The sequence below is a fragment of the Streptomyces sp. CC224B genome (assembly GCF_030010595.1).
Taxonomy (GTDB): Bacteria; Actinomycetota; Actinomycetes; order Streptomycetales; family Streptomycetaceae; genus Streptomyces; species Streptomyces longispororuber.
In genome coordinates this window covers 72,071-93,594 of the sequence record NZ_JASCXL010000026.1, presented here as the reverse complement: position 1 = coordinate 93,594, position 21,524 = coordinate 72,071, and the positions used below count along the sequence as shown (strand labels likewise).

General features: G+C 76.8%; 3 protein-coding genes. All 3 read right to left on the bottom strand.

Annotated features, from left to right (window positions below; translation table 11 throughout):
- Positions 1–244: 244 nt before the first annotated feature.
- Positions 245–841 (bottom strand): GNAT family N-acetyltransferase, encoded by a 597-nt coding sequence (locus tag QK440_RS13200; protein WP_282793262.1) that lies wholly within the window; start codon positions 839–841, stop codon positions 245–247.
- The gene (locus QK440_RS13195; protein WP_282793261.1) at positions 838–1,044 is read right to left on the bottom strand and encodes an MbtH family NRPS accessory protein; all 207 of its coding nucleotides are present in this window, start codon (positions 1,042–1,044) and stop codon (positions 838–840) included. Before QK440_RS13195 ends, QK440_RS13200 begins: the two co-directional genes overlap by 4 nt.
- 151 nt (positions 1,045–1,195) lie before the next feature.
- Complete coding sequence (locus tag QK440_RS13190; RefSeq protein WP_282793260.1) at positions 1,196–21,517, bottom strand: non-ribosomal peptide synthase/polyketide synthase; 20,322 nt, start codon at positions 21,515–21,517, stop codon at positions 1,196–1,198.
- Positions 21,518–21,524 lie beyond the last annotated feature (7 nt).

Sequence of the window (21,524 nt, the reverse complement as noted above, 5' to 3'; positions counted from 1 at the left end):
GGGGCGGCCGCCCCCCCCCCCCCCCCCCCCCCCGGGGGGGCGGCGGGCCGCCCCCCCCCCGGCGCTGGCGCCGGGGGGGGCGGCCCCCCCCCCTGTGGGGGGGCCGCCCGGGCCGCGCGACGGCGGCGGCCGGCCCACCGGGGCCGAAGGGCGGGTCCTGGCCCGGGCCCGGGGCCGCCGGGGGCGGGGCACGGCGGTGCGGCGGCCGTGCCCCGTCCCGCGGCGGTCGCGGCCCGGGCGCAGGTCACCCGTCGGCCGTGACCTGGCCCTCGGGCTCCGGCACGACGGCTTCGGACGGCCTGTCCGCCCGGTCCGCCCGGTCCACCTTGTCCACGAGAGGTATCACCACCATCGTGGTGACTGTGCCGTCGTCGCCGACGACGTCCCGCACGTGCCGGGCGCCCAGGCGGCGGCAGAGCGCCAGGCTGGCGGCGTTCCCGGCGCCGACCATGCCGTAGACCTCCTTGAGGCGCAGGGTGTCGGCCGCGTACCGGATCAGGCCCCGGACGGCTTCGAGGCCGAGACCGCGGCCCCAGTACGCGGGGGCGAGCGCGGTGATCAGCTCGTGGCCGTCGACGTTGCCGGTCTTCTTCACCTCGGCGTGGCCGATGTACGTGCCCTCGTGCCACAGGCCCCACACGTCGAACCTCCTCGTGGGGTACACCTCCGTGAGGATGGCCCGGAACAGGGTGCGGATGTCGGCTTCCGGTACGCGGTCCTGGCCCATCCAGCGGCACACCTCCTCGTCGCGCAGCAGCGCGACGAAGTGGTCCTCGTCCTCGGGGCGGTAGGGCGTGAACTCCAGGCGTGCGGTACGCAGGGGTGGTGTCGGCGGAGTCATCGTCCGGCTCCTTCTTCCATTCGTTCGCGCAGGCTGCGGGGGCGCATGTCGGTCCAGACCTCGTCGACGTAGGCGGCGCACTCGGCCTCCGTGCCTTCCTGGCCGGTGCGGTGCCAGCCGGCCGGTATCTCGACGTACATGGGCCAGAGCGAGTACTGGTCCTCGTCGTTGCGCAGCACCTGGAAGCGGCTGTCCTCGGTCATGGTGACTCCTTCGTCGGGCGTGGCAGGTTGATCGGTGTCGGCGTTCGGTGGGGGTCGTCGGTGCGGGGTCGTCGGCGGTCGGTGCGGGGTCGTGGGCGGGTGGTGGTCACGCCCCGGGGCACCGGCGGTGCGGGTGCCCCGGGGCGTGGTCTCAGAGGCTGCCGCGGGCGTGCCGGGCGATGTGGTGCAGGGCGGTGGCGAAGTCCTCGGCGACGCGGCGCACGGCCTCCGTGTCGTACAGGCCGGTGCGGTGGTGCCAGGTGAAGGCCAGGCGGCCCTCCTGGACGGCGCCGACCACCTCCAGCGGGTGCGAGCCGCTGTCCCGGGGGTCGTGGTCCTGACCGAAGGAGCCGTGCTCGGCGCGGACCAGGCCGTCGCCGGGGGTGTCCGGGCGGGCGTCCCACTGGCCCAGGTAGTTGAAGACCACCTGGCTGTGCGCGGCGGCGCCGAGCTTCGCCCGGGTCTCCGGCGGGCCGAAGGTGCGCAGCGCGCCGAAGCCGAGGCCGTTGCCGGGCACCACGCGCAACTGGCGGCGCACGGACTTCACCAGGGCCCGCCAGTCCCGGGCGGCGCTGAGGTCGTCGGGGGCGGTGACCTGGAGGGCGACCGGGTGGACGGTGGTGAACCAGCCGACCGTGCGCGACAGGTCGACCCCGTCGAGGAGGTCCTCGCGGCCGTGCCCTTCGAGGTCGAGGCGGACCCGGTCCCGGCCGGTCCAGCGGGCCAGGGCCAGGGCGAGGGCGGACAGCAGGACGTCGTTGACGCGGGTGCGGTAGGCGGTGGGGGCGGCGCGCAGCAGCGCCGTGGTGTCCTCCTCGGTCAGCTCCACGGTGAGCCGCCCGGTGGTGCCCGCCTCCATCGCGGGTACGTCTGCGGCCGGGGGCGGCTCGGCGGTCACCGTCTCCTCCCAGTAGGGCAGTTCGTGGTCGAGCCCGCCCTCGGCGACGTGTGCGGCGAGCCCCCGGGCCCAGTCCCGGAAGGACGTGGTGCGCTCCCCCAGGGCGACGGGCTCGCCCGCGGCGGCCTGGCGGTAGGCGGTCTCCAGGTCGTCGGCCAGGATGCGCCAGGACACGGCGTCCACGACCAGGTGGTGGGCGACGAGGAAGAGGAAGGCCGGGCGTCCCGGGTCGCCGGTGAACAGCGCCGCCCGCAGCAGCGGTCCGGTGCCGATGTCGAAGCCGGTGTGCAGGTCGTCGGCGGCCTTCTCCATGGCCGCGTCGGCCTGCTGGGACGGCAGCCCGCGCAGGTCGTGCCGTACGATTACACCACCGTCACCGCGGTCGCCGCCCGCACCGCCGTCACCGCCGTCGCCACCGCCACCGCCGTCGCTGCCCGTACCACCGTCGCCGTCCTCCGGCGGCGCGTTGTACTGGCGCCAGCCGTCGGCCTCCCGGGTGAAGCGCATGCGCAGGGCGTCGTGGTGTTCGACGAGGGCGTCGAGCGCGGTGCGCAGGGCCTCGGGGTCGGGGGTGTCGGCGAGTTCCAGGAGCGCCGACTGGTTGAAGTGGTGGTGGCTGGCGCGCGGGGTGGTCAGGAACCACTCCTGGATGGGCGTCAGCGGCACCTCGCCGCTGACCGGGCCCTCGCCGGAGCGCTGGGGCTCGGTCTTCACGACGGCGGCGAGTTCGGCCACCGTCTGGTGGGTGAACAGGTCGCGGGTGGCCAGGTGCAGGCCCTCCCGCCGCAGCCGTGACACGACCTGCATGGACAGGATCGAGTCGCCGCCGAGGAGGAAGAAGTTGTCGTCGGCGCCGACGTCCTCCACGCCGAGGACGTCGCCCCAGATGCGGGCGATACGGCGTTCGGTGTCGGTGCGCGGCGCCACGTGCGGGCCGCTCGCGGTGTGGGCGGGGCCGGGTGCGGGCAGGGCGCGCCGGTCGGCCTTGCCGTTGGGGGTGAGGGGCAGCCGCTCCAGCGGGACGAACACCGAGGGCACCATGTGCAGCGGCAGCAGCTCGCCGAGGTGTTCGCGCAGCTCGGCCGTGGGCAGCGGGTCCGTGCCGGCCTCGGTGGGGACGACGTAGGCGACGAGCCGGGCGGAGCCGCTGTCGGTGCGTACGGCGACCGCCGCGTCGCGCACCCGGGGGCTGCGGCGCAGGGCGCTCTCGATCTCGCCCGGTTCGATGCGGAAGCCGCGCAGCTTGATCTGGTCGTCGGCGCGTCCGGCGAAGCGCAGGTCGCCGTCGGCGCCCCAGCGGACCAGGTCGCCGGTGCGGTACATGCGCTCCCCCGGGGCGCCGAACGGGTCGGCGGTGAACCGCTGGGCGGTCAGGCCCGGCCGGCCGACGTAGCCGCGGGCGAGGCCCGGGCCCGCCACGTACAGCTCGCCGGTCACGCCGGGCGGGACGGGCCGCAGGGCCGTGTCGAGGACGTACAGGCGGATGGCGCCCGCCGGGCGGCCGATGGGCGGGGCGCCCGTGCCGGGGGCCAGGGGGCCGGTCCAGCTCGCCACCACCGTGGCCTCGGTGGGCCCGTAGGAGTTGATCATGCGGCGGCCGGGGGCCCACTGCTCGACGAGGTCGGACGGGCAGGCCTCGGCGCCGACGATCAGGGTGCGCAGGGCGGGCAGGGCGGACGCGGTCTCCGGTGCCACCGTGGCGAGGGCCGCGGGCGGGATGAGGGTGTGGCTGATCCGGCGCTCGGCGAGGGCCTGGGCCAGGCGTTCGCCGACGAGGGGCCCCTCCTCGCCGGTGACCAGGGTGGCGCCGCTGAGCAGGGACACGCACAGCTCCAGGACGGAGGCGTCGAAGCTGGGCGAGGCGAACTGCAGGACCCGGTCGCCGGGCCCGGCCTCGTACCGGGCGGCGGCGGCCGTGGCGAAGCCGGCGAGTCCGCGGTGGGTGACCACGACGCCCTTGGGGGTGCCGGTGGAGCCGGAGGTGTAGATGACGTAGGCGGGGTGGTCGCAGGTGAGCGGGGCGGTGCGGTCGGCGTCCGTGGGCGCGGTGTCGGGCCCGTCCTGCGCCCAGACGTCCGCCGGGTCGTCGAGGGTGAGCCAGGCGCCCGCGTCGCGGACCATGAACTCCCGCCGCTGCACGGGGTAGGCGGGGTCCACGGGCAGGAAGGCGCCGCCGGCCTTGGTGACGGCGAGCTGGGCCACCACGGTCTCCGCGGTGCGGGACAGGGCGAGGGCCACGACCCGCTCGGGGCCGACGCCGCGGCCGATCAGGCGGTGGGCGAGGCGGTTGGCGGCGCGGTCGGCGTCCGCGTACGTGAGTTCCCGGTCGCCGTCGAGGAGCGCCACCGCGTCGGGCGTGCGGGCCGCCTGCCGTTCGAACAGCAGGGGCAGGGTCGCCGCCGGCTCCGGCGGGGCGGTGCCCCTGCCCTGGTCGAGGAGGGTCTTGAGTTCGGCGTCGGTCGTCAGCGGCAGGGCGCCCAGGGGGCGGTGCGGGTCGTCGGCGACGGCGGTCAGGAGGGTCGCGAGCTGGTCGGCCATCCGGTCGGCCGTGGCCGCCTCGAACAGGTCGGTGTTGTAGGTGAGCAGCCCGTGCAGCTCCCCGGTGTCGGTCTCGGCGAACTCCAGGGTGAGGTCGAACGCCGCGTGCTGGAGCTCCGGTTCGATGTCGAAGGCCTCCAGGCCGGGCAGGTCGAGGTCGCCCGCTGGGGTGTTCTGGAGGACCACCATGACCTGGAAGAGGGGCGTGCGGCTGGTGTCGCGGACCGGCTGCACCTCGTCGACGACGCGCTCGAAGGGCACGTCCTGGTGGGCGAAGGCGTCCAGGACGGTGTGTCGTACGTCGTCGAGGAAGGCGGGGAAGGGCTGCTCGGGCTCGACGTGCGAGCGCAGCACGAGGGTGTTGACGAAGAACCCGACGAGGTGCTGCACCTCGGGCCGGTCGCGGCCCGAGGTGACGGTGCCCACGGCGATGTCGGTGCCGCCCGAGAGGCGGGCCAGGTAGGCCTGCGCGGCGGCGACGAGCGTGGTGAACAGGGTGGCTCCGCGGTCCCGGCCGACCTGCGCGAGGCGGCGGGCCGTGGGGGGCGGAAGGACGAGGCGGGCGGTCGCGCCGTGGTGGGTGCGCACGGCGGGCCGCGGCCGGTCGGTGGGCAGGTCGAGGGGTTCGGCGTCGGCCAGCCGCTCCTTCCAGTACGCGAGCTGGGCGTCGGCGCGGGGGCCGTCCGCGGTGCGCTGCCAGTGGGCGTAGTCGGCGTACTGGACGGGCAGCGGCGGCAGTTCGCCGGCGGGGGCGCCGACGGCCTGCCGGTAGAGGTGGGCGAGGTCGCCGGTGAGGACGGCGGTGGACCAGCCGTCGGTGACGATGTGGTGCAGGGTGAGGGCGAGGACGTGGTCGTCGTCGGCCAGCCGGACCAGCGCGGTGCGCAGCAGGGGGCCGTGGCGCAGGTCGAAGGGGCGTACGCGCTCGTCCGTCAGGAGCTGGTCGAGCTGGGCGGCGCGGTGTTTCTCGGGCAGGTGGGACAGGTCGTGCAGCGGCAGCGGGACGTCCTCCAGCTCGTGCACGATCTGCACGCCGTGGCCGTCGACGGTGTCGAAGGTGGTGCGCAGGGAGGCGTGCCGGGCGACCAGGCCGGTCAGGGCCGTGGCCAGGGCGTCGGTGGCGAGGTGCCCGCGCAGCCGCAGGGCGAGGCCGGTGACGTACTCGGCGCCGCCGGGGGCGAACTCCGCGAGGAACCACAGGCGTTGCTGGGCGTACGACATGGGGGCCGTGGCCCGGGCGACGGGGACGATGGCGGGGCCGGGTCCCGCGGGGTCCCGTTCCGCGGTGGCCAGGCGGGCGAGCGCGGCGGGGGTGGGGTGGGTGAACACCGCGCGCGGCGACACGTCCGTGCCGAACTCCTCAGCGAGGCGGGAGGCGAGGCGGATGCTGAGGATCGAGTCGCCGCCGAGGGCGAAGAAGTCGTCCTCCGCGCCGGGCCTGGCGATGTCCAGGACGTCGGCGAAGACGTCGGCGGCGCGGCGCTCGGCGTCGGTGCGGGGCTCGACGCGGGCGGCGCGCTCCGCGCCGGTGTCGGGCTCGGGGGCGGGGAGCGCCGCGCGGTCGACCTTGCCGTTGGCGCTGAGCGGCAGCGCGGTCAGCGGCACGAACGCGGAGGGCACCAGGTAGTCGGGCAGGGTCCGCCCGGCGAAGGCGCGCAGCTCCTCCGGGTCCTGCCCGGCGGGGCCGACGAGGTAGGCGACCAGGCGGCGGGAGCCGGGGCGGTCCTCGCGGGCGACCACGGCCACGTCGTCGACGCCGGGGTGGGCGGCGAGGGCGGCCTCGGCCTCGCCGGGTTCGACCCGGAAGCCGCGGATCTTGACCTGGTCGTCGGCGCGGCCGAGGAACGCGAGGGTGCCGTCCACGGCGCGGCGGACCAGGTCGCCGGTGCGGTACATGCGGGTGCCGGGCGGTCCGAAGGGGTCGGCGAGGAAGCGGGCCGCGGTGTCCCCGGGGCGTACGAGGTAGCCGCGGGCCACACCCTCTCCGGCCACGTGGAGTTCGCCCGCGCAGCCCGGCGGGACGGGCCTGAGCCGGGCGTCGAGCACGTACGCGCGCATGGCGTCGAGCGGCCGGCCGATCGGGACGGCGTCGGGGACGGCGGCGGGGTCGGTGAGGGCGTGGGAGGTCGCGAAGGTGGTGGTCTCGGTGGGTCCGTAGCCGTCGACGACGGTCAGGCCGGGGCAGGCGGCGAGGACGCGGCGCACGGCCGCCGCAGGGACGACGTCGCCGCCGGTCCACACCTGGCGCAGTCCGGTGAAGCAGTCCGGCGCGTCCTGGGCGAGGAGGCGGAAGAGCCCGGCGGTGAGCCACAGGGCGGTCGGCCCCTCGTCGCCGGCGAGGCGGCGCAGCAGGGCGGCGTCGACGGTCCCCTCGGGGGCCACGAGCACGGTGCCGCCGGTGAGCAGGGGCGCCCACACCTCGAAGGTGACGGCGTCGAAGGCGACGGGTGAGTGCAGCAGGACGCGGGCGCAGGCGCCGTCGGCGAAGCGGCTGTCGGTGGCCAGCGCGGCCACGTCGCGGTGGCGTACCGCGACGGCCTTGGGCTGCCCGGTGGACCCGGAGGTGAACATCACGTAGGCGAGCCGGTCCGGGTGCGGGCGCGGCGCGGTGGGGCCGCCGGGGGCGTCGGCGCGGGCGGCGGCGACCTCGGCGGCGGTGAGCCGGGCCGCGGCGCCGGCCCGGTCGAGGAGGGCGCGGCGCCGCTCCTCGGGGGCGCGGGCGTCCACCGGCAGGTAGGCGCCGCCCGCCTTGAGGACGGCGATCTGGGCGGCCACGAGTTCGGCGGAGCGGTCCATGAGGAGGGCCACGCGGTCCTCGGCGCGCAGGCCGCCGGTGAGCAGCCGGGCGGCCACACGGTCGGACCAGTCGTCGAGCTGGCGGTACGTCACCCGCCGGTCGCCGTCGCGCACGGCGACCGCGTGCGGGGTGCGGCGGGCCTGTGCGGCGAACAGGTCCACCGGGGTGCGGGGCGGTGTCCGGTCCGTGGGGGTGTGCCAGGCGGCCAGGAGGTCCCGGTCGTCCGCGGTGAGCAGGTCGAGGTCGGCCACGTCGCCGTCGAGGCCGTCGGCGAGGCGGGTGAGGAGGCCGGCGAGGCGGGCCGCGGCGCGTTCGACCGTGGCCCGGTCGAAAAGGGCGGCGTCGTAGGCGAGGTCGAAGCCGAGCCGGTCGTCGAGGTGGGCGCGCAGGCACAGCGGGAAGGTGGTGGCGTCGTCGGCGCGCACCTCCTCCACGCGGACGCCGGTGCGGGCCGCGGCGGACTCGTCGACGGGGTAGTTCTCGAACACCACCATGCTGTCGAACAGGGCCTCGCCCGCCGGGACGCCGCTCAGTGCCTGGATGCGCGGCAGGGCGACGAAGTCGAAGCGGCGGGCGTCGCCCTGCCGCTCCTGGAGGTCGCGCAGCCAGGGCAGGAGGCCGGTGGCGGGGACGCGTACGCGGGTCGGCACGGTGTTGATGAACATGCCGATCATGGAGTCCACGCCGGGCAGTTCGGCGGGGCGGCCGGAGACGGTGGTGCCGAACACCACGTCGTCGCGTCCGCTGTGGCGGGCGAGGAGCAGGGCCCAGGCGGCCTGCACCACGGTGTTGACGGTGAGTCCGCCGCGGGCGGCGGTCTCCTTGAGGCGCCGGGAGACGTCCTCGGCCAGGGTGTGGTGCACGGCGGCCTCGGACCGGGCGCGGTGCGCCTCGGCCGGGGGGCGGTCGTAGGGCAGCGGGGTGCGGGCGCCGAATCCGGCGAGCGCCTCGGCCCAGTGCCGCTCGGCCGCGTCCTGGTCCTGGCCGGCCAGCCAGTGGAGGAAGTCGGCGAAGGGCCGCCGGACCGGTTCGGCCGCCTGCGGGCCGCCGGTGAGGGCGGCGTAGCGCTCGCACACCTCGGTGAGGAGCTGGCCGGTGCTCCAGCCGTCCAGGGCGAGGTGGTGGGAGGACCACAGGAGCAGCACCTCGTCGCCGGGCAGGGCGGCCAGGGTGACGCGGGTGAGCGGTGCGGTGGTCAGGTCCATGCCCGCGGCGCGGTCGTCGGCGAGCAGGCGCTCGACGGCCTCGGCGCGTGTGGCGGGCGGCAGGTCGCGCCAGTCGAGGTGGGTGACGGGCAGCTCCACGTGGTGGTGGACGACTTGTACGGGGTGCGGCAGGCCGTGCCAGTGGACGCTGGTGCGCAGCGCGGGGGTGCGGTCGGCGAGCTGCTGCCAGGCGGTGGCGAAGGCCCGGGGGTCGCGCACGCCGGAGAGCCGTACCGCGGTGCGGTCGAAGTAGGCGCCCTGGGTGTCGACGAGGCCGTGGAAGAGCATGCCGGACTGCAGCGGGGTCAGGGGCAGGACGTCGGCGACGTGCCGGCCGTCGCCGACGAGGCGGTCGAGCTGGTCCTGGGTGAGGCGGGCGAGCGGGAAGTCGGAGGGGGTGCGGCCGCCGGTGCCGGGGCGGGCGCAGTGCGCGGCGATGTCGCCGAGCGCGGCGCGCATGTCCTCGGCCAGGTGCCGGACGGTGGCCTCGTCGTAGACGGCGGTCGGGTAGGTCCAGCCGAGTTCGAGGCGGCCGTCCTGGACGACGCCGGTGACCTCCAGGAGGTAGGGGCGGGTCTCGTCGGGGTCGGTGTCGCGGCCCGCGAGCGGCAGAGAGGCGCGGTAGAGGGTGCCCTCGCCGGGCCCGGAGGCGTCGAACCGCCCGTGGTAGTTGAAGCCGACCAGCGGCGCGGGCGCGTCGGCGAGCGGGCTGTCGGGCCGCAGGTGGCGCAGGGCGCCGTGGCTCAGGCCGCGCAGCGGCACCGCGCGGAGCTGTTCCTTGACGGAGCGCAGGGTGTCGCGCCAGTCGGCGCCGGGGTCGACGGTGAGGGCGAGGGGGAACTCGGCGGTGAACCAGCCGACGGTCCGGGACAGGTCGACGTGGTCGAAGAGGTCCTCGCGGCCGTGGCCCTCCACCCCGAGCAGGACCTGGTCGCGGCCGCACCAGCGGGCCAGGGTGCGGCCGAGGGCGCTGAGCAGCACGTCGTTGACCTGGGTGCGGTAGACGTCGGGGACCTGGCGCAGCAGCGCGTCGGTCTCGTCGGGGCCGAGGGTGACGGTGAGGGTGGCGGCCGTCCGCTGGGTGTTGGGGCCCGGGCGGCCCACGGGCAGCTCGGCGGGGGCGGTGGCCGTCCGGGTCCAGTGGTCCAGGTGGGCGTCGAGGGCGCCGGAGCGGGTGTGGGCTTCCAGGCGGGTGGCCCAGTGGCCGTAGGAGGTGCCCACCGGGGGCAGTGCGATGGGCCGGCCCGCTGCGGCGGCGCGGTGGGCGGTCTCCAGGTCGGCGAGGAGGATGCGCCAGGAGACGCCGTCGATGACCAGGTGGTGCGCGGTGAGGACGAGTTGCGCCGGGCGGCCGGGGCCGCGGTCGAAGAGCAGGGCGCGCACCACGCGGCCCTCGGCGGGGTCGAGCGCGGCCTGGGCCTCGTCGGTCGTGCGCTGGACCCGGGCCTCCAGCTCCGCGTCGTCGAGGCCGGACACGTCGTGGGTGGTGACGGCGCCGGGCGGGGGCTCGGGCAGCGGCTCCTGGTGCCAGCCGTGGCCGGTGTGGCGGAAGCGGGTGCGCAGGGCCGCGTGGTGGCGTACGACGGCGTCGGCGGCGCGCGCCAGGGCGGGCAGGTCGGTGCCGGGGGCGAGTTCCAGACGCTGGGTCATCGTGAAGCGCGGGGTCGCGCCGGGGCGGCGGCCGTCGAGGTACCAGTGCTGGATCGGGGTGAGGGGCGCCGTCGCCGGTTCGGCGGTGCCCGCGTCGGGGGCGTCCGGGGCGGACTCGGTGGCGCGCAGGGCCAGTTCGGCGACGGTGGGGTGGCGGAAGACGTCCTTGGTGGTCACGGTGAGGCCCGCGCGGCGGGCGCGGGAGACGATCTGGATGCTGAGGATCGAGTCGCCGCCCAGGGTGAAGAAGTTGTCGCGCGCGCCCACCCGGTCGACGCCGAGGACCTCCGCCCAGATCGCGGCCAGGCGCTCCTCGGTGCCGGGCCGGGGCGCGACGTAGGGCGCCCCGTGGTCGGCGGGCGCGGGCGGGGCGGGCAGGGCGCGGCGGTCGGTCTTGCCGCTGGTGGTGCGCGGGATCCGGGTCAGCGGCACGAACGCCTGGGGCACCATGTGGTCCGGCAGCGTCCGGCGCAGCCGGAGCCGCAGCTCGTCGCCCTCCGGGGTGTGCCGCCCCGCGGGGACGACGTACGCCACGAGCAGGGTGCGGCCCCCGTGGTCGCGGGTGGTCACCACGGCTTCGGCGACGTCCGGGTGGGCGGTCAGCGCGGCCTCGACCTCCCCGGGCTCGATGCGGAAGCCGCGGACCTTGAGCTGTTCGTCGGCGCGGCCGAGGAACTCCAGGAGCCCGTCGCCGTCCCAGCGGGCGAGGTCGCCGGTGCGGTACATCCGCTCCCCCGGCGCGCCGTAGGGGTCGGCGAGGAAGCGGGTGGCGGTCAGGCCGGGCCGGTGCGCGTAGCCGCGGGCGACCTGGTGGCCCGCCAGGTACAGCTCGCCCGGGGTGCCGGGCGGCACCGGGCGCAGCGTCACGTCGAGGACGTAGGCGCGCAGGCCCCGGCCGGGGCGGCCGATGACGGGGCGGTCGGGCCGCTCGGCGCAGCGGCCGTAGACGGCGTCGACGGTGCACTCCGTGGGCCCGTACACGTTGTACGCGGTGACGCCGAGGTCCTGAGCCGCGCACAGCTCCCGCCAGGTGTCGGCGGGGACGGCCTCGCCGCCGACGAGGAGCAGCCGCGGGTGGTGGCGGCCGGGGGCGAGGAGCCCGGCGGCGGTGAGTTCGCGCAGGAAGGAGGGGGTGACGTTGACGAGGTCGAGGGCGCTGTCGGCGACCTGGGCGCAGAAGGCCTCCGGGTCCAGGCGGACGTCCTCGTCGACGAGGTGCACCTCGTGGCCGAGGGCGATCAGGAGCGGCCCCTCCCAGGACGTGTCGAAGGAGAAGGAGGCGCTGAGCGCGGCCCGCAGGCGGCGTCCGCCGCCGGTGTGCGGGGCGAGGAGGTTGTCCCGGTGGTCGTGGCAGAGGTTGACCAGGTGGCGGTGTTCCACGGCGACGCCCTTGGGGCGCCCGGTGGAGCCGGAGGTGTAGATGACGTACGCGGTGTGCTGCGGGCGCAGCGGTGCCAGGCGGTCGGCGTCGGTGGGGTCGTGGGCGGGCAGCCGGTCCCAGGGCACCTCGCGCAGCGCCTCGGCCGTCAGGAGGGTGCGCGGCGCGGCGTCGGCGAGGAGGTGGGCGACGCGCTCCTCGGGCAGGTCGGGGTCGAGGCAGAGCAGCGTGCCGCCCGCCTTGAGGACGGCGAGGACGGCCGTCATCAGGTCACCGGTGCGCGGCAGCCGGACGGCGACGGTGCGCTCCGGGCCGACGCCCAGGGTGATCAGGTGGTGGGCGAGCCGGTTGGCGCGGTCGTTGAGCGCGGCGAAGTCGAGCGTGGCGTCCCGGGCGACCAGGGCGGTGGCGCGGGGTGACCGGGCGGCCTGGGCCTCGAACAGGGCCGGGAACGTGGTGTCCGGGGCGGGGGCGGCGGCGCCCTGCCACTCCTGGAGGACCTGGCGCCGTTCGGTGGCGGTCAGCAGCGGCAGCGCGCCCGCCTCCCGGTCGGGGTCGTCGGCGGCGGCCTCCAGGAGGAGCTGGAGGCGGGCGGCGAGGCGTTCGGCGGTGCCGGGGTCGAACAGGCCGGTGTTGTACTCCAGGTGGCCGGTGAGGCCGCCGTCGTGTTCGACGAAGTCGAAGGCGAGGTCGAAGGTGGCGTTGCGCACCGGTGGGGTGACGGGGGCGACGTCGAGGCCGGGCAGCTCGGGGGCCTGGGTGCCGAGGTTGTGCAGGGCGACCATGACCTGGAACAGGGGGGTGCGGCTGGTGTCGCGTTCGGGTTGCACCTCGTCCACGACGCGTTCGAAGGGCACGTCCTGGTGGGCGAAGGCCTCCAGGACGGTGGTGCGTGCCTGGGCGAGGAGGTCGCGGAACGTCCGGTCGGGTCGGACGCGGCCCCGCAGGACCAGGGTGTTGACGAACATGCCGGCCACGTCGTGGAGTTCGGCGCGGTCGCGGCCGGCCGTCACGGTGCCGACGGCGATGTCCTGCCGGCCGGTCCAGCGGGCGAGCAGCACCTGGCAGGCCGTCAGCAGGGTCATGTAGAGGGTGGCGTCGGCGGTCCGGCCGGTGGCGCGCAGCCGCTCGGTCAGCTCCGCGGGCAGGGTGAACGTCACCAGGGCGCCGTCGCGGGTGCGCACGGCGGGGCGCGGCCGGTCGGTGGGCGGCTCCAGCGGTTCGAGCCCGGCCAGGGCCTCGCGCCAGTAGGCGAGCTGCTGCTCGGCCCGGCCGGTGCGGGCGCGCTGCCAGGTGGCGTAGTCGGCGTACCGTACGGGCAGTTCGGGCAGGTCGGGGCGGCGGTCTTCGCGCGCAGCCGCGTACAGCTCGCCGAGGTCGCGGCCGAGGACGCCGAGGGACCAGCCGTCGGTGACGATGTGGTGGACGGCGAGGACCAGCAGGTGGTCGTCGGCGGCGACGCGGGCGAGGCGGGCGCGCAGCAGGGGCCCGGTGGCGAGGTCGAAGGGGGTGGCGGCCACGCGCTCCAGGTAGGCGTCCACCCGCGCGTCCTCGGCGAGGTCGTCGAGTGCCAGGTCCACGGGGTGCGGCGGGTGCACGATCTGGCGGGCGCGGCCGTCCTGTTCGGCGAAGGTGGTGCGCAGGGCTTCGTGCCGGGCCACCAGGCCGTCCAGGGCGGTGCGCAGGGCGGCGAGGTCGAGCGGGCCGCGCAGCCGCAGCGCGGACAGCGTCGTGTACTCGGTGCTGCCCGGCTCGAAGCGGTCGAGGAACCACAGGCGCTGCTGGGCGTACGACAGCGGTGGCGCTTCGGCCGGGTCGGCGGCGGGGATGGTGTCGGCGGCGGTCGCGTCGGCGGCGTCTGCGGGGTCCGCGGGGTCGCCGAGGGCGGCGGCCAGGGCGGACACGGTGGGGTGGGTGAAGAGCAGCCGGGGTGACACGTCGGTGCCGAAGGCGGCGCGCAGCCGGGAGGTGACGCGGACGGCGAGGATGGAGTCGCCGCCGAGGGCGAAGAAGTCGTCGTCGGCGCCCACGTCGCCGGTGGCGAGGACGTCCGCCCAGGCGGCGGCGACGAGGTGTTCGGCGCGGGTGCGCGGCGCGGTGCGGTCGGCGCCGGTGGCGTAGCCGTCGGCGCCGGGGGCGGGCAGCGCCGCGCGGTCGAGCTTGCCGTTGACGGTGAGCGGCAGCCGCTCCATCGGCACGTAGGCGGCGGGCACCATGTGGGCGGGCAGCAGGCGTTCGAGGTGGGCGCGGAGGGCGGCGGCGGGCGGGGCGGGCTGCCCGCCGGAGCCGACGACGTGCGCGACCAGGCGGCGGGTGCCGGAGGCGTCCTCGTGGACGCCGACGGCGGCGGCGCCGACGTCCGGGTGGCCGCGCAGGGCGGCCTCGATCTCGCCGGGCTCGATGCGGTAGCCGCGGATCTTCACCTGCTGGTCGGCGCGGCCCAGGTACTCCAGGGTGCCGTCGGCGCGCCGCCGGGCGCGGTCGCCGGTGCGGTACATGCGGCTGCCGGGCGCACCGAAGGGGTCGGGCAGGAAGCGGGTCGCGGTCAGGCCGGGGCGGTTCAGGTAGCCGCGGGCCAGGCCCTGGCCCGCGACGTACATCTCGCCGACGGCGCCGGGCGGCGCGAGGCCGAGGTCGTCGTCGAGGACGTACACGCGCAGGTCGGGGATGGCGGTCCCGATGGGGCTCGCGGTGCCCGTGCGGGCCGCCGCCCGGTCCAGGGGCTCGTAGGTGACGTGCACGGTGGTCTCGGTGATGCCGTACATGTTGACCAGGCGCGGCGCGTCGTCGGGGTGGCGCGCGTACCAGTCGGCGAGCCGGTCGGTGTCCAGGGCCTCGCCGCCGAAGACGACGGTGCGCAGGGCCAGGCGGGCGCTCGGCTCCGGGTGGTCGGCGTCGGCGCGGGCCAGGGGGTGGAAGGCGGAGGGGGTCTGGTTGAGGACGGTGACCCCTTCGTCCGCGAGCAGGCGCAGGAAGTCCTCCGGGGAGCGGGCGGTGTCGTCGGGCACGACGACGAGGCGGCCGCCGTGCAGCAGCGGGCCCCACAGCTCCCACACGGAGAAGTCGAAGGCGTAGGAGTGGAACAGGGTCCACACGTCGTGCTCGTCGAAGCCGAACCAGTCCTGGGTGCGGGTGAAGAGCCGGACGACGTTGGCGTGCGGAACGACGACGCCCTTGGGCTGCCCGGTGGAGCCGGAGGTGTAGATGGCGTAGGCGGGGTGGTCCGGCAGGGGGCGGCGGGCCGGGGCGGAGCCGGTGGCCGGGCGCCCGTCCAGGTCGGCGCGGACCGCCGCGTCGTCGAGGAGCAGGAGGGGGACGTCGCTGCCTCGGGCGCGTCCGGCCGTGTCGGTGGTGGTCACGAGGGTCACCGGGGCGGCGTCGCGCAGCAGGTGGGCGACGCGGTCGGCGGGCAGCTTCGGGTCGATCGGCAGATAGGCCGCGCCGGTCTTGAGGACGGCGAGGACCGCCACCACCAGATCGGTGGAGCGCGGCAGGGCGAGGGCCACATACCGCTCGGGGGCGGCGCCCGCCTCTGCGAGGCGGTGGGCGAGCCGGCCGGCGGCCGCGTCGAGCGCGGCGTAGGTGAGGTGGTCGCCCTCGCAGGTGACCGCGGTGGCGTCGGGGGTGCGGGCCGCCTGGGCCTCGAACAGGTCGACCAGGGTCGCGTGGGGGCGGTCGTACGCGGTGGCGTCGCCGCCGGCCAGCAGCCGTCGCCGTTCCCCGGCGGTCGTCGTGGCCAGGGCGCGCAGCGGCCTGCCGGGGTCGTCGGCGAGCTGGGTGAGCAGCAGGCACAGCCGGTCGGCGAGCGCCCGGGCGGTCCCGGGGTCGAACAGGCCGGGGTCGTAGGCCAGGTCGAAGCCGAGCCGCTCGCCCTGGTAGGCGCGGAGCACGAGGGGGTAGTTGGTGGCGTCCCGGGAGGTGACGTCGGCGAGGCGGACGCCGGAGCCCGCGGTGCGGGCCTCGTCGAAGGGGTAGTTCTCGAAGGCCACGATGGAGTGGAACAGCGGGGTGCCGGAGGGGACGTCGCTCAGCGCGGTCAGCTCGGCCAGGGACACCGCGGCGAACCGCCGCGCCGCGGCCTGCTCCTGCTGGAGGTCGCGCAGCCAGTCGGCCGCCGGGCGGTGGGGCTCGACGCGGACGCGGGTGGGCACGGTGTTGATGAACATGCCGACCATCGACTCCACCCCGGGCAGGTCGTCGGGGCGCCCGGACACGGTGGTGCCGAACACCACGTCCCGCTCGGCGGCGTGCCGGGCGAGCAGCAGCGCCCAGGCGCCCTGCACCACGGTGCTGACGGTGAGCCCGGCCTCGCGGGCGGTGCGGGCGAGGCGGGCGGACGCCGCGTCGGGGAGCCCGGCGGTGACCACGTCCGCGGAGCGGGCCCGGTGCGCCTCGCCGAGGGGGCGGTCGGCGGGCAGCGGGGTCGGGGTGGCGAAGCCCGTGAGGACGCCGCTCCAGTGGGCGCGGGCGGCCGTGCCGTCCTGGCCGGCGAGCCAGCGCACGTAGTCGGCGAAGGGGCGGCGCACGGGCGGCTCGGCGGCCTCGCCGGTGGTGAGGGCCGCGTACTCCCCGCACACCTCGGTGAGCACCTGGGCCAGGCTCCAGCCGTCCAGGATCAGGTGATGGGAGGTCCACAGCAGGTGCAGCCGGTCGCCGGGCAGCCGGACCAGGGTGAGCCTCATCAGGGGCGCGGCCGTCAGGTCGATGCCGCGCGCGAGGTCGTCGGCGCGCAGCCGGGCGAACCGGGCGGCGCGCTCGGTCTCCGGCAGCCCTTCGGTGTCCCGCCAGTCCAGGTGGGTGACGGGTACGCGGGCCTCGCGGTGCACGACCTGGAGCGGTACGGGTACGTCCTCCCAGACCACGGAGGTGCGCAGCGCGGGCGTGCGGTCGGCGACCCGCTGCCAGGCCAGGGCGAAGGCGCCCGGGTCGGCGACGCCCTCGAAGAGCAGAGCGGCCTGGTCGACGTACACGTCGTCCTCGTCGCCGACGAGGCGGTGGAAGAGCATGCCCTCCTGGAGCGGCGTCAGCGGGAGCAGGTCCTCCACGCCGCGGCCGTCGCCGACGAGGCGGTCCACACCGGCCTGGTCGAGATGGGCCAGGGGGAAGTCGGAGGGCGTCCGGCCGCCCGCGTCCGGGCGGGCGCAGTGCTCGGCGATCGCGGCCAGGGCCGCGACCGTGGCGTCGGCCAGGTTCCGCACGGTGCCGGCGTCGTGGACCTGGTCGCTGTAGTGCCAGGTGAACTCCAGCTCCCCGTCGGCCACTACCGCCGTGACGTCGAGGAGGTGGTCCAGGGGCTCGTCGGGCGCGAGGTCCCGGCCGGGCACGTCCGCGGCCGGGGCGAAGTCCCCGCCGCCGGAGGTGTCCCACTGGCCGTGGTAGTTGAAGGAGACCTGCGGCAGGGGCACGTCGCGCAGGGCGCGGGCGGAGGGGTCGGGCGAGCCGAGGCGGGCCAGCGCCTCGAAGCTGAGGCCGCGGCGGGGCACGGCGCGCAGCCGCTCCTTCACGGCTTTGAGCGTGGCGGCCCAGTCGGGGGCCGCGGGCGGCCCGGCCGGGGTGAGCGTGACGGGGTACTGGGTGGTGAACCAGCCGACGGTACGGGAGAGGTCGAGGGCGTCGTCCGTGGCGTCCGTGAGGGCCGGGGTATCCGTCGTAGCCGTGGCAGCTGTGGCGTCCGTGGCGTCCGTAGCGTCCGTGGCGTCCGTGCCGTGTGCCCCGGTGCGGGCGGGTCCGAGGTCCTCGCGGCCGTGGCCCTCCAGCGCGACGGTGATCCGCTCGCCGCCCGCCCAGTCGGCGAGCACGCGGCCCAGGGCGCTGAGCAGCACGTCGTTGACCTGGGTGCGGTAGACGCCGGGCACCCGGCGCAGCAGCGCCTCGGTGGTGGCGCGGTCGACCCGGGCGCGGACGGTGCACACCGATCCGGCGAGCGGGGTTCCGGGGCGGTCGACGGGCAGCGGGGTGCGCGGCTCGGCGGCCTCGGCCGCCCAGGCGGCCAGGTCCCCGTCGAGGTCGCCGTCCCTGACCCGCCGGGACAGGTGCGCGGCCCAGTCGGTGAACGGCGTGGTGGTGGGCTCCAACTGGACGCCGGCGCCCGCGGCGGCCTGGCGGTAGGCCTGTTCCAGGTCGGCGAGGAGGATGCGCCAGGAGACGCTGTCGACCGCCAAGTGGTGGGCGGTGAGGAAGAGTTGGGGACGCTCCTCCGGGCGCTCCCCCGGCCGCTCCCCGGAACGGTCCGCCGCTCGTTCCCCGGACCGTGGCCCGGAGCGCGCCGGGCGCAGCAGGGCCGCGCGAAGCAGGGCGCCGGTGGCCGGGTCGAGGGCGGCGCGGGCCGCGTCGGCGGCGGCTTCCCGGACGGCAGCGGCCTCTCCCCCGCCCTCGGCTTCCCCGGAGGGCAGGTCGTGGCGGGACAGCAGCCCCGTGGCCGGGCCCTCGCCGGGGTGCTGCCGCCAGGTGTCCCCGGTGCGGGCGAAGCGGGTGCGCAGCGCCGGGTGGTGGGCGGCGACGGCCTCAAGGGCCTTCTCCAGGGCCTGTTCGTCGACGTCGTACGGCAGGTCGAGCAGCAGGGACATGCTGAAGTGGCGCAGGGGGCCGTGGGTGGCGAAGAACCACTCCTGGATGGGCGTCAGGGGCGCGGGCCCGTCCGTGCGCGGCCGCCGGGGCGCGGGCACCGGGGCGGTGCGCCGGGACGCGGCGGCGGCCAGGTCGGCGACCGTCTGGTGGCGGAAGACGTCCTGCGAGGTCAGGCGGAGCCCGGCGGCGCGGGCCCGGGAGACGGCCTGGATGCTGAGGATGGAGTCGCCGCCCAGCTCGAAGAAGTTGTCGGTGACGCCCACGCGGGCCACGCCGAGCACGTCCGACCAGATGGCGGCCAGCGTCTCCTCGTCGGGGGTGCGGGGCGCGGTGTACTCCCGCTCGCGCGGCGCGGTGTCGAGGTCGGGGGCGGGCAGGGCGCGGCGGTCCAGCTTGCCGCTGGTGGTCAGGGGCAGGGCGTCGAGCACGGTGAACGACGACGGCACCATGTGGTCCGGCAGGAGGCGGCGGCACGCGGCCCGCAGCGCGGACGCGGCCGGGCGGTCCGTGCCCGCGCCGGAGCCCGTACCCGCCGTGGAGCCCGTACCCGCCGTGGAGCCCACGCTCGCCGTAGAGCCCCCGGCGTCCGGCGCGGGCGTGACGTAGGCGGCCAGGCGCAGGTGCCCCTGGGCGTCGGGCACGGCGACGACGGCGGCCGCGGCGACGTCGGGCAGGTCCAGGAGGACCGCTTCGATCTCGCCGGGCTCGATGCGGTGGCCGCGCACCTTCACCTGGTCGTCGGCGCGCCCGAGGTAGTCGAGCTGCCCGTCGGCGGTCCAGCGGGCCAGGTCGCCGGTGCGGTACATGCGGCCGCCGGGCGGCCCGAACGGGTCGGGCAGGAACCGCGCGGCGGTCAGGCCCGGCCGGCCCGCGTAGCCGCGGGCGACCTGGGTGCCCGCCAGGTACAGCTCTCCCCCGACGCCGGGCGGCACGGGCCGCAGGCGCTGGTCGAGGACGTACGCGCGGACGTTGGCCAGGGGCCGTCCCACCAGGGGGCGGCCTTCGCCGGTGATACGGCCGGCGAGCGCGTCGACGGTGCACTCGGTGGGGCCGTAGAAGTTGTACGCGGTCACCCGCGGGTGGGCGCCGAGTTCGCGCCAGAGGGCGGGGCCGATCGCCTCGCCGCCGAGCATGAGGACGCGCGGGCAGTGGCGCGGGTCGGTGAGCAGTCCGGCGGGCAGGAGCTGGCGCAGGTACGAGGGCGTCAGGTCGAGGAAGTCGACCCGGTGGGCGACGACGTACGCGACCAGCGCGGCGGCGTCCAGGCGGGTGGCCTCGTCGACGAGGTGCAGCGGGTGGCCGTCGGCCATCAGCAGCACGCCCTCCAGCGAGGTGTCGAAGGAGAACGACGCGGTCAGCGCCACGCGCAGCGGGCCGCCGCCGGCGTCCGCGACGAAGCCCGCGCGGTGGCCCGCGAGGAGGTTCGCCAGGGACCGGTGGGAGACGGCGACGCCCTTGGGGCGGCCGGTGGAGCCGGAGGTGTAGAGGATGTAGGCGGTGGTGTCCGGGTGCGGTGGCGCGAGCGGGCGCGCGGGCGCGGTGTCCGGGGCGTCGGTGGCGGGCAGGTCGCGGAGCGCGGCCTCGTCGAGGACGAGGGCCGGGCGCGCGTCGTCGAGGAGGAACCGGACGCGTTCCTCGGGCAGCGCCGGGTCGAGGGGCAGGTAGCCCGCGCCGGACTTCCACACCGCGAGCATCGCGACGACCAGGTCGGCGGTGCGCGGCAGGCGCAGCGCGACGAGCTGTTCGGGGCCCGCTCCCCGGGCTGCGAGGTGCTGGGCGAGGCGGTCGGCGCGGGCGTCGAGCGTGGCGTAGTCGAGCCGTTCGCCACCGGCGACCAGGGCGGTGGCGTGCGGGGTGCGGGCCGCCTGCCGGGCGAGGAGGACGGGGACGGGGGTGTCCGGGACCTCCAGGGCGGTGGCGTTCCAGTCCCGGGTGAGCCGGCGCGCCTCGTCCGGGGAGAGCAGGGGCAGCGCGCCCAGGGGACGGTCCGGCGCGGTGGCGGCGGCGTCGAGGAGCCGCAGGAGCTGATCGGCCATGCGCGCGGCGGTGGCTGCGTCGAACAGGTCGGTGCGGTACTCCAGGAGGCCGGTGAGCCGGTCGCCGTCGGGCACGAACTCGACGCTGAGGTCGAAGGTGGCGGCCCGGCGGGGCACGGTCACGGGCGCTGCCGTGAGGCCGTGCAGGCCGGGGGCCGTGGGCGGCTCGGGGTGCAGCAGGACCATCACGTCGAACAGGGGGTTGCGGCCGGGCTCGCGGGTCGCGCCGACGGCCTCCACGAGCCGTTCGAAGGGCGTGTCGCCGTGCGCGAAGGCGTCGTTGACGGTCTCGGCGGCGGCGTCGAGCAGGTCGCGGAAGGTTCCGTCGGGGGCGACGGGGGTGCGCAGCACGACGGTGCTGGCGTAGAAGCCGACGGCGCGGTGCAGTTCGGTGCGGGGGCGCCCGGGGGTGAGGGAGCCGACGGTGATGTCGTCCTGGCCGGACCAGCGGGCCAGGAGCGCCTGGCAGCCGGCGACCAGGGACGTGAACAGCGTGGTGTGCCGCTCGGTCGCGAGGGCGCGCAGCCGGGCCGTGGTCGCGGCGGGGACGGTGAAGGTGTGGACGGCGCCCGCGCCGGACTCCTCGCCGCCGCGCGGCCGGTCCAGGGGCAGCTCCGGCGGCACGGCGCCGGACAGCCGCCCCGCCCAGTGGGCGAGGTCGCGCTCCAGGCGCTCGCCGGAGAGCCGCTCGCGCTGCCAGACGGCGAAGTCCGGGTACTGGGTGGCCACCGGCGGCAGGTCCGGTGCGGCGCCGCGGACCAGCGCGTCGTACGCGGTGCACAGCTCCTGGAGGACCACGCCCATCGACCAGCCGTCGGTGACGATGTGGTGGGCGGTCAGGAGCAGCACGTGCGAGGGCTCACCGCCCTGGGGGTCGCGCAGGAGCAGGGCGCGCAGGAGCGGCCCGGTGTCCAGGTCGAAGGGCCGGTCGTACGCGGCCAGGAGGGCCGCTTCCAGGGCGGCGGCGGGGTCGGTGCCGGGGGGTGCGGCCGGCTCCTGTACGGGCAGGGGGACCGGGGCGGCCGGGTGGACGGTCTGCGCGGGGCGGCCGTCGGTCTCCTGGAAGGTGGTGCGCAGGGCCTCGTGGCGGGCGACGACGGTGTCCAGGGCGCGGGAGAGGGCGGCGTGGTCCAGCGGGCCGGTGAGCCGCAGTGCCACGGCGCTGTTGTAGCGGGCGTCGCCGGGGCGCAGCCGGTCGAGGAACCACAGCCGCTGCTGGGCGAAGGACAGCGGCAGCGGGCCGGTCCGGTCGGCGCGCGGGATGCCGGGCCGGGCGGTCGCGGGGGCCGCTCCGTCGGGTGCGGGGGTGCCGGTCGCGGCGGCGCGCCCGGCGAGGCGGCGGCGCAGTGCCTCCTGGAGGTCCTTGGGCAGGGCCGCGGCGCGGTCTCGCTTCGAAGACGTCATGGTCTGG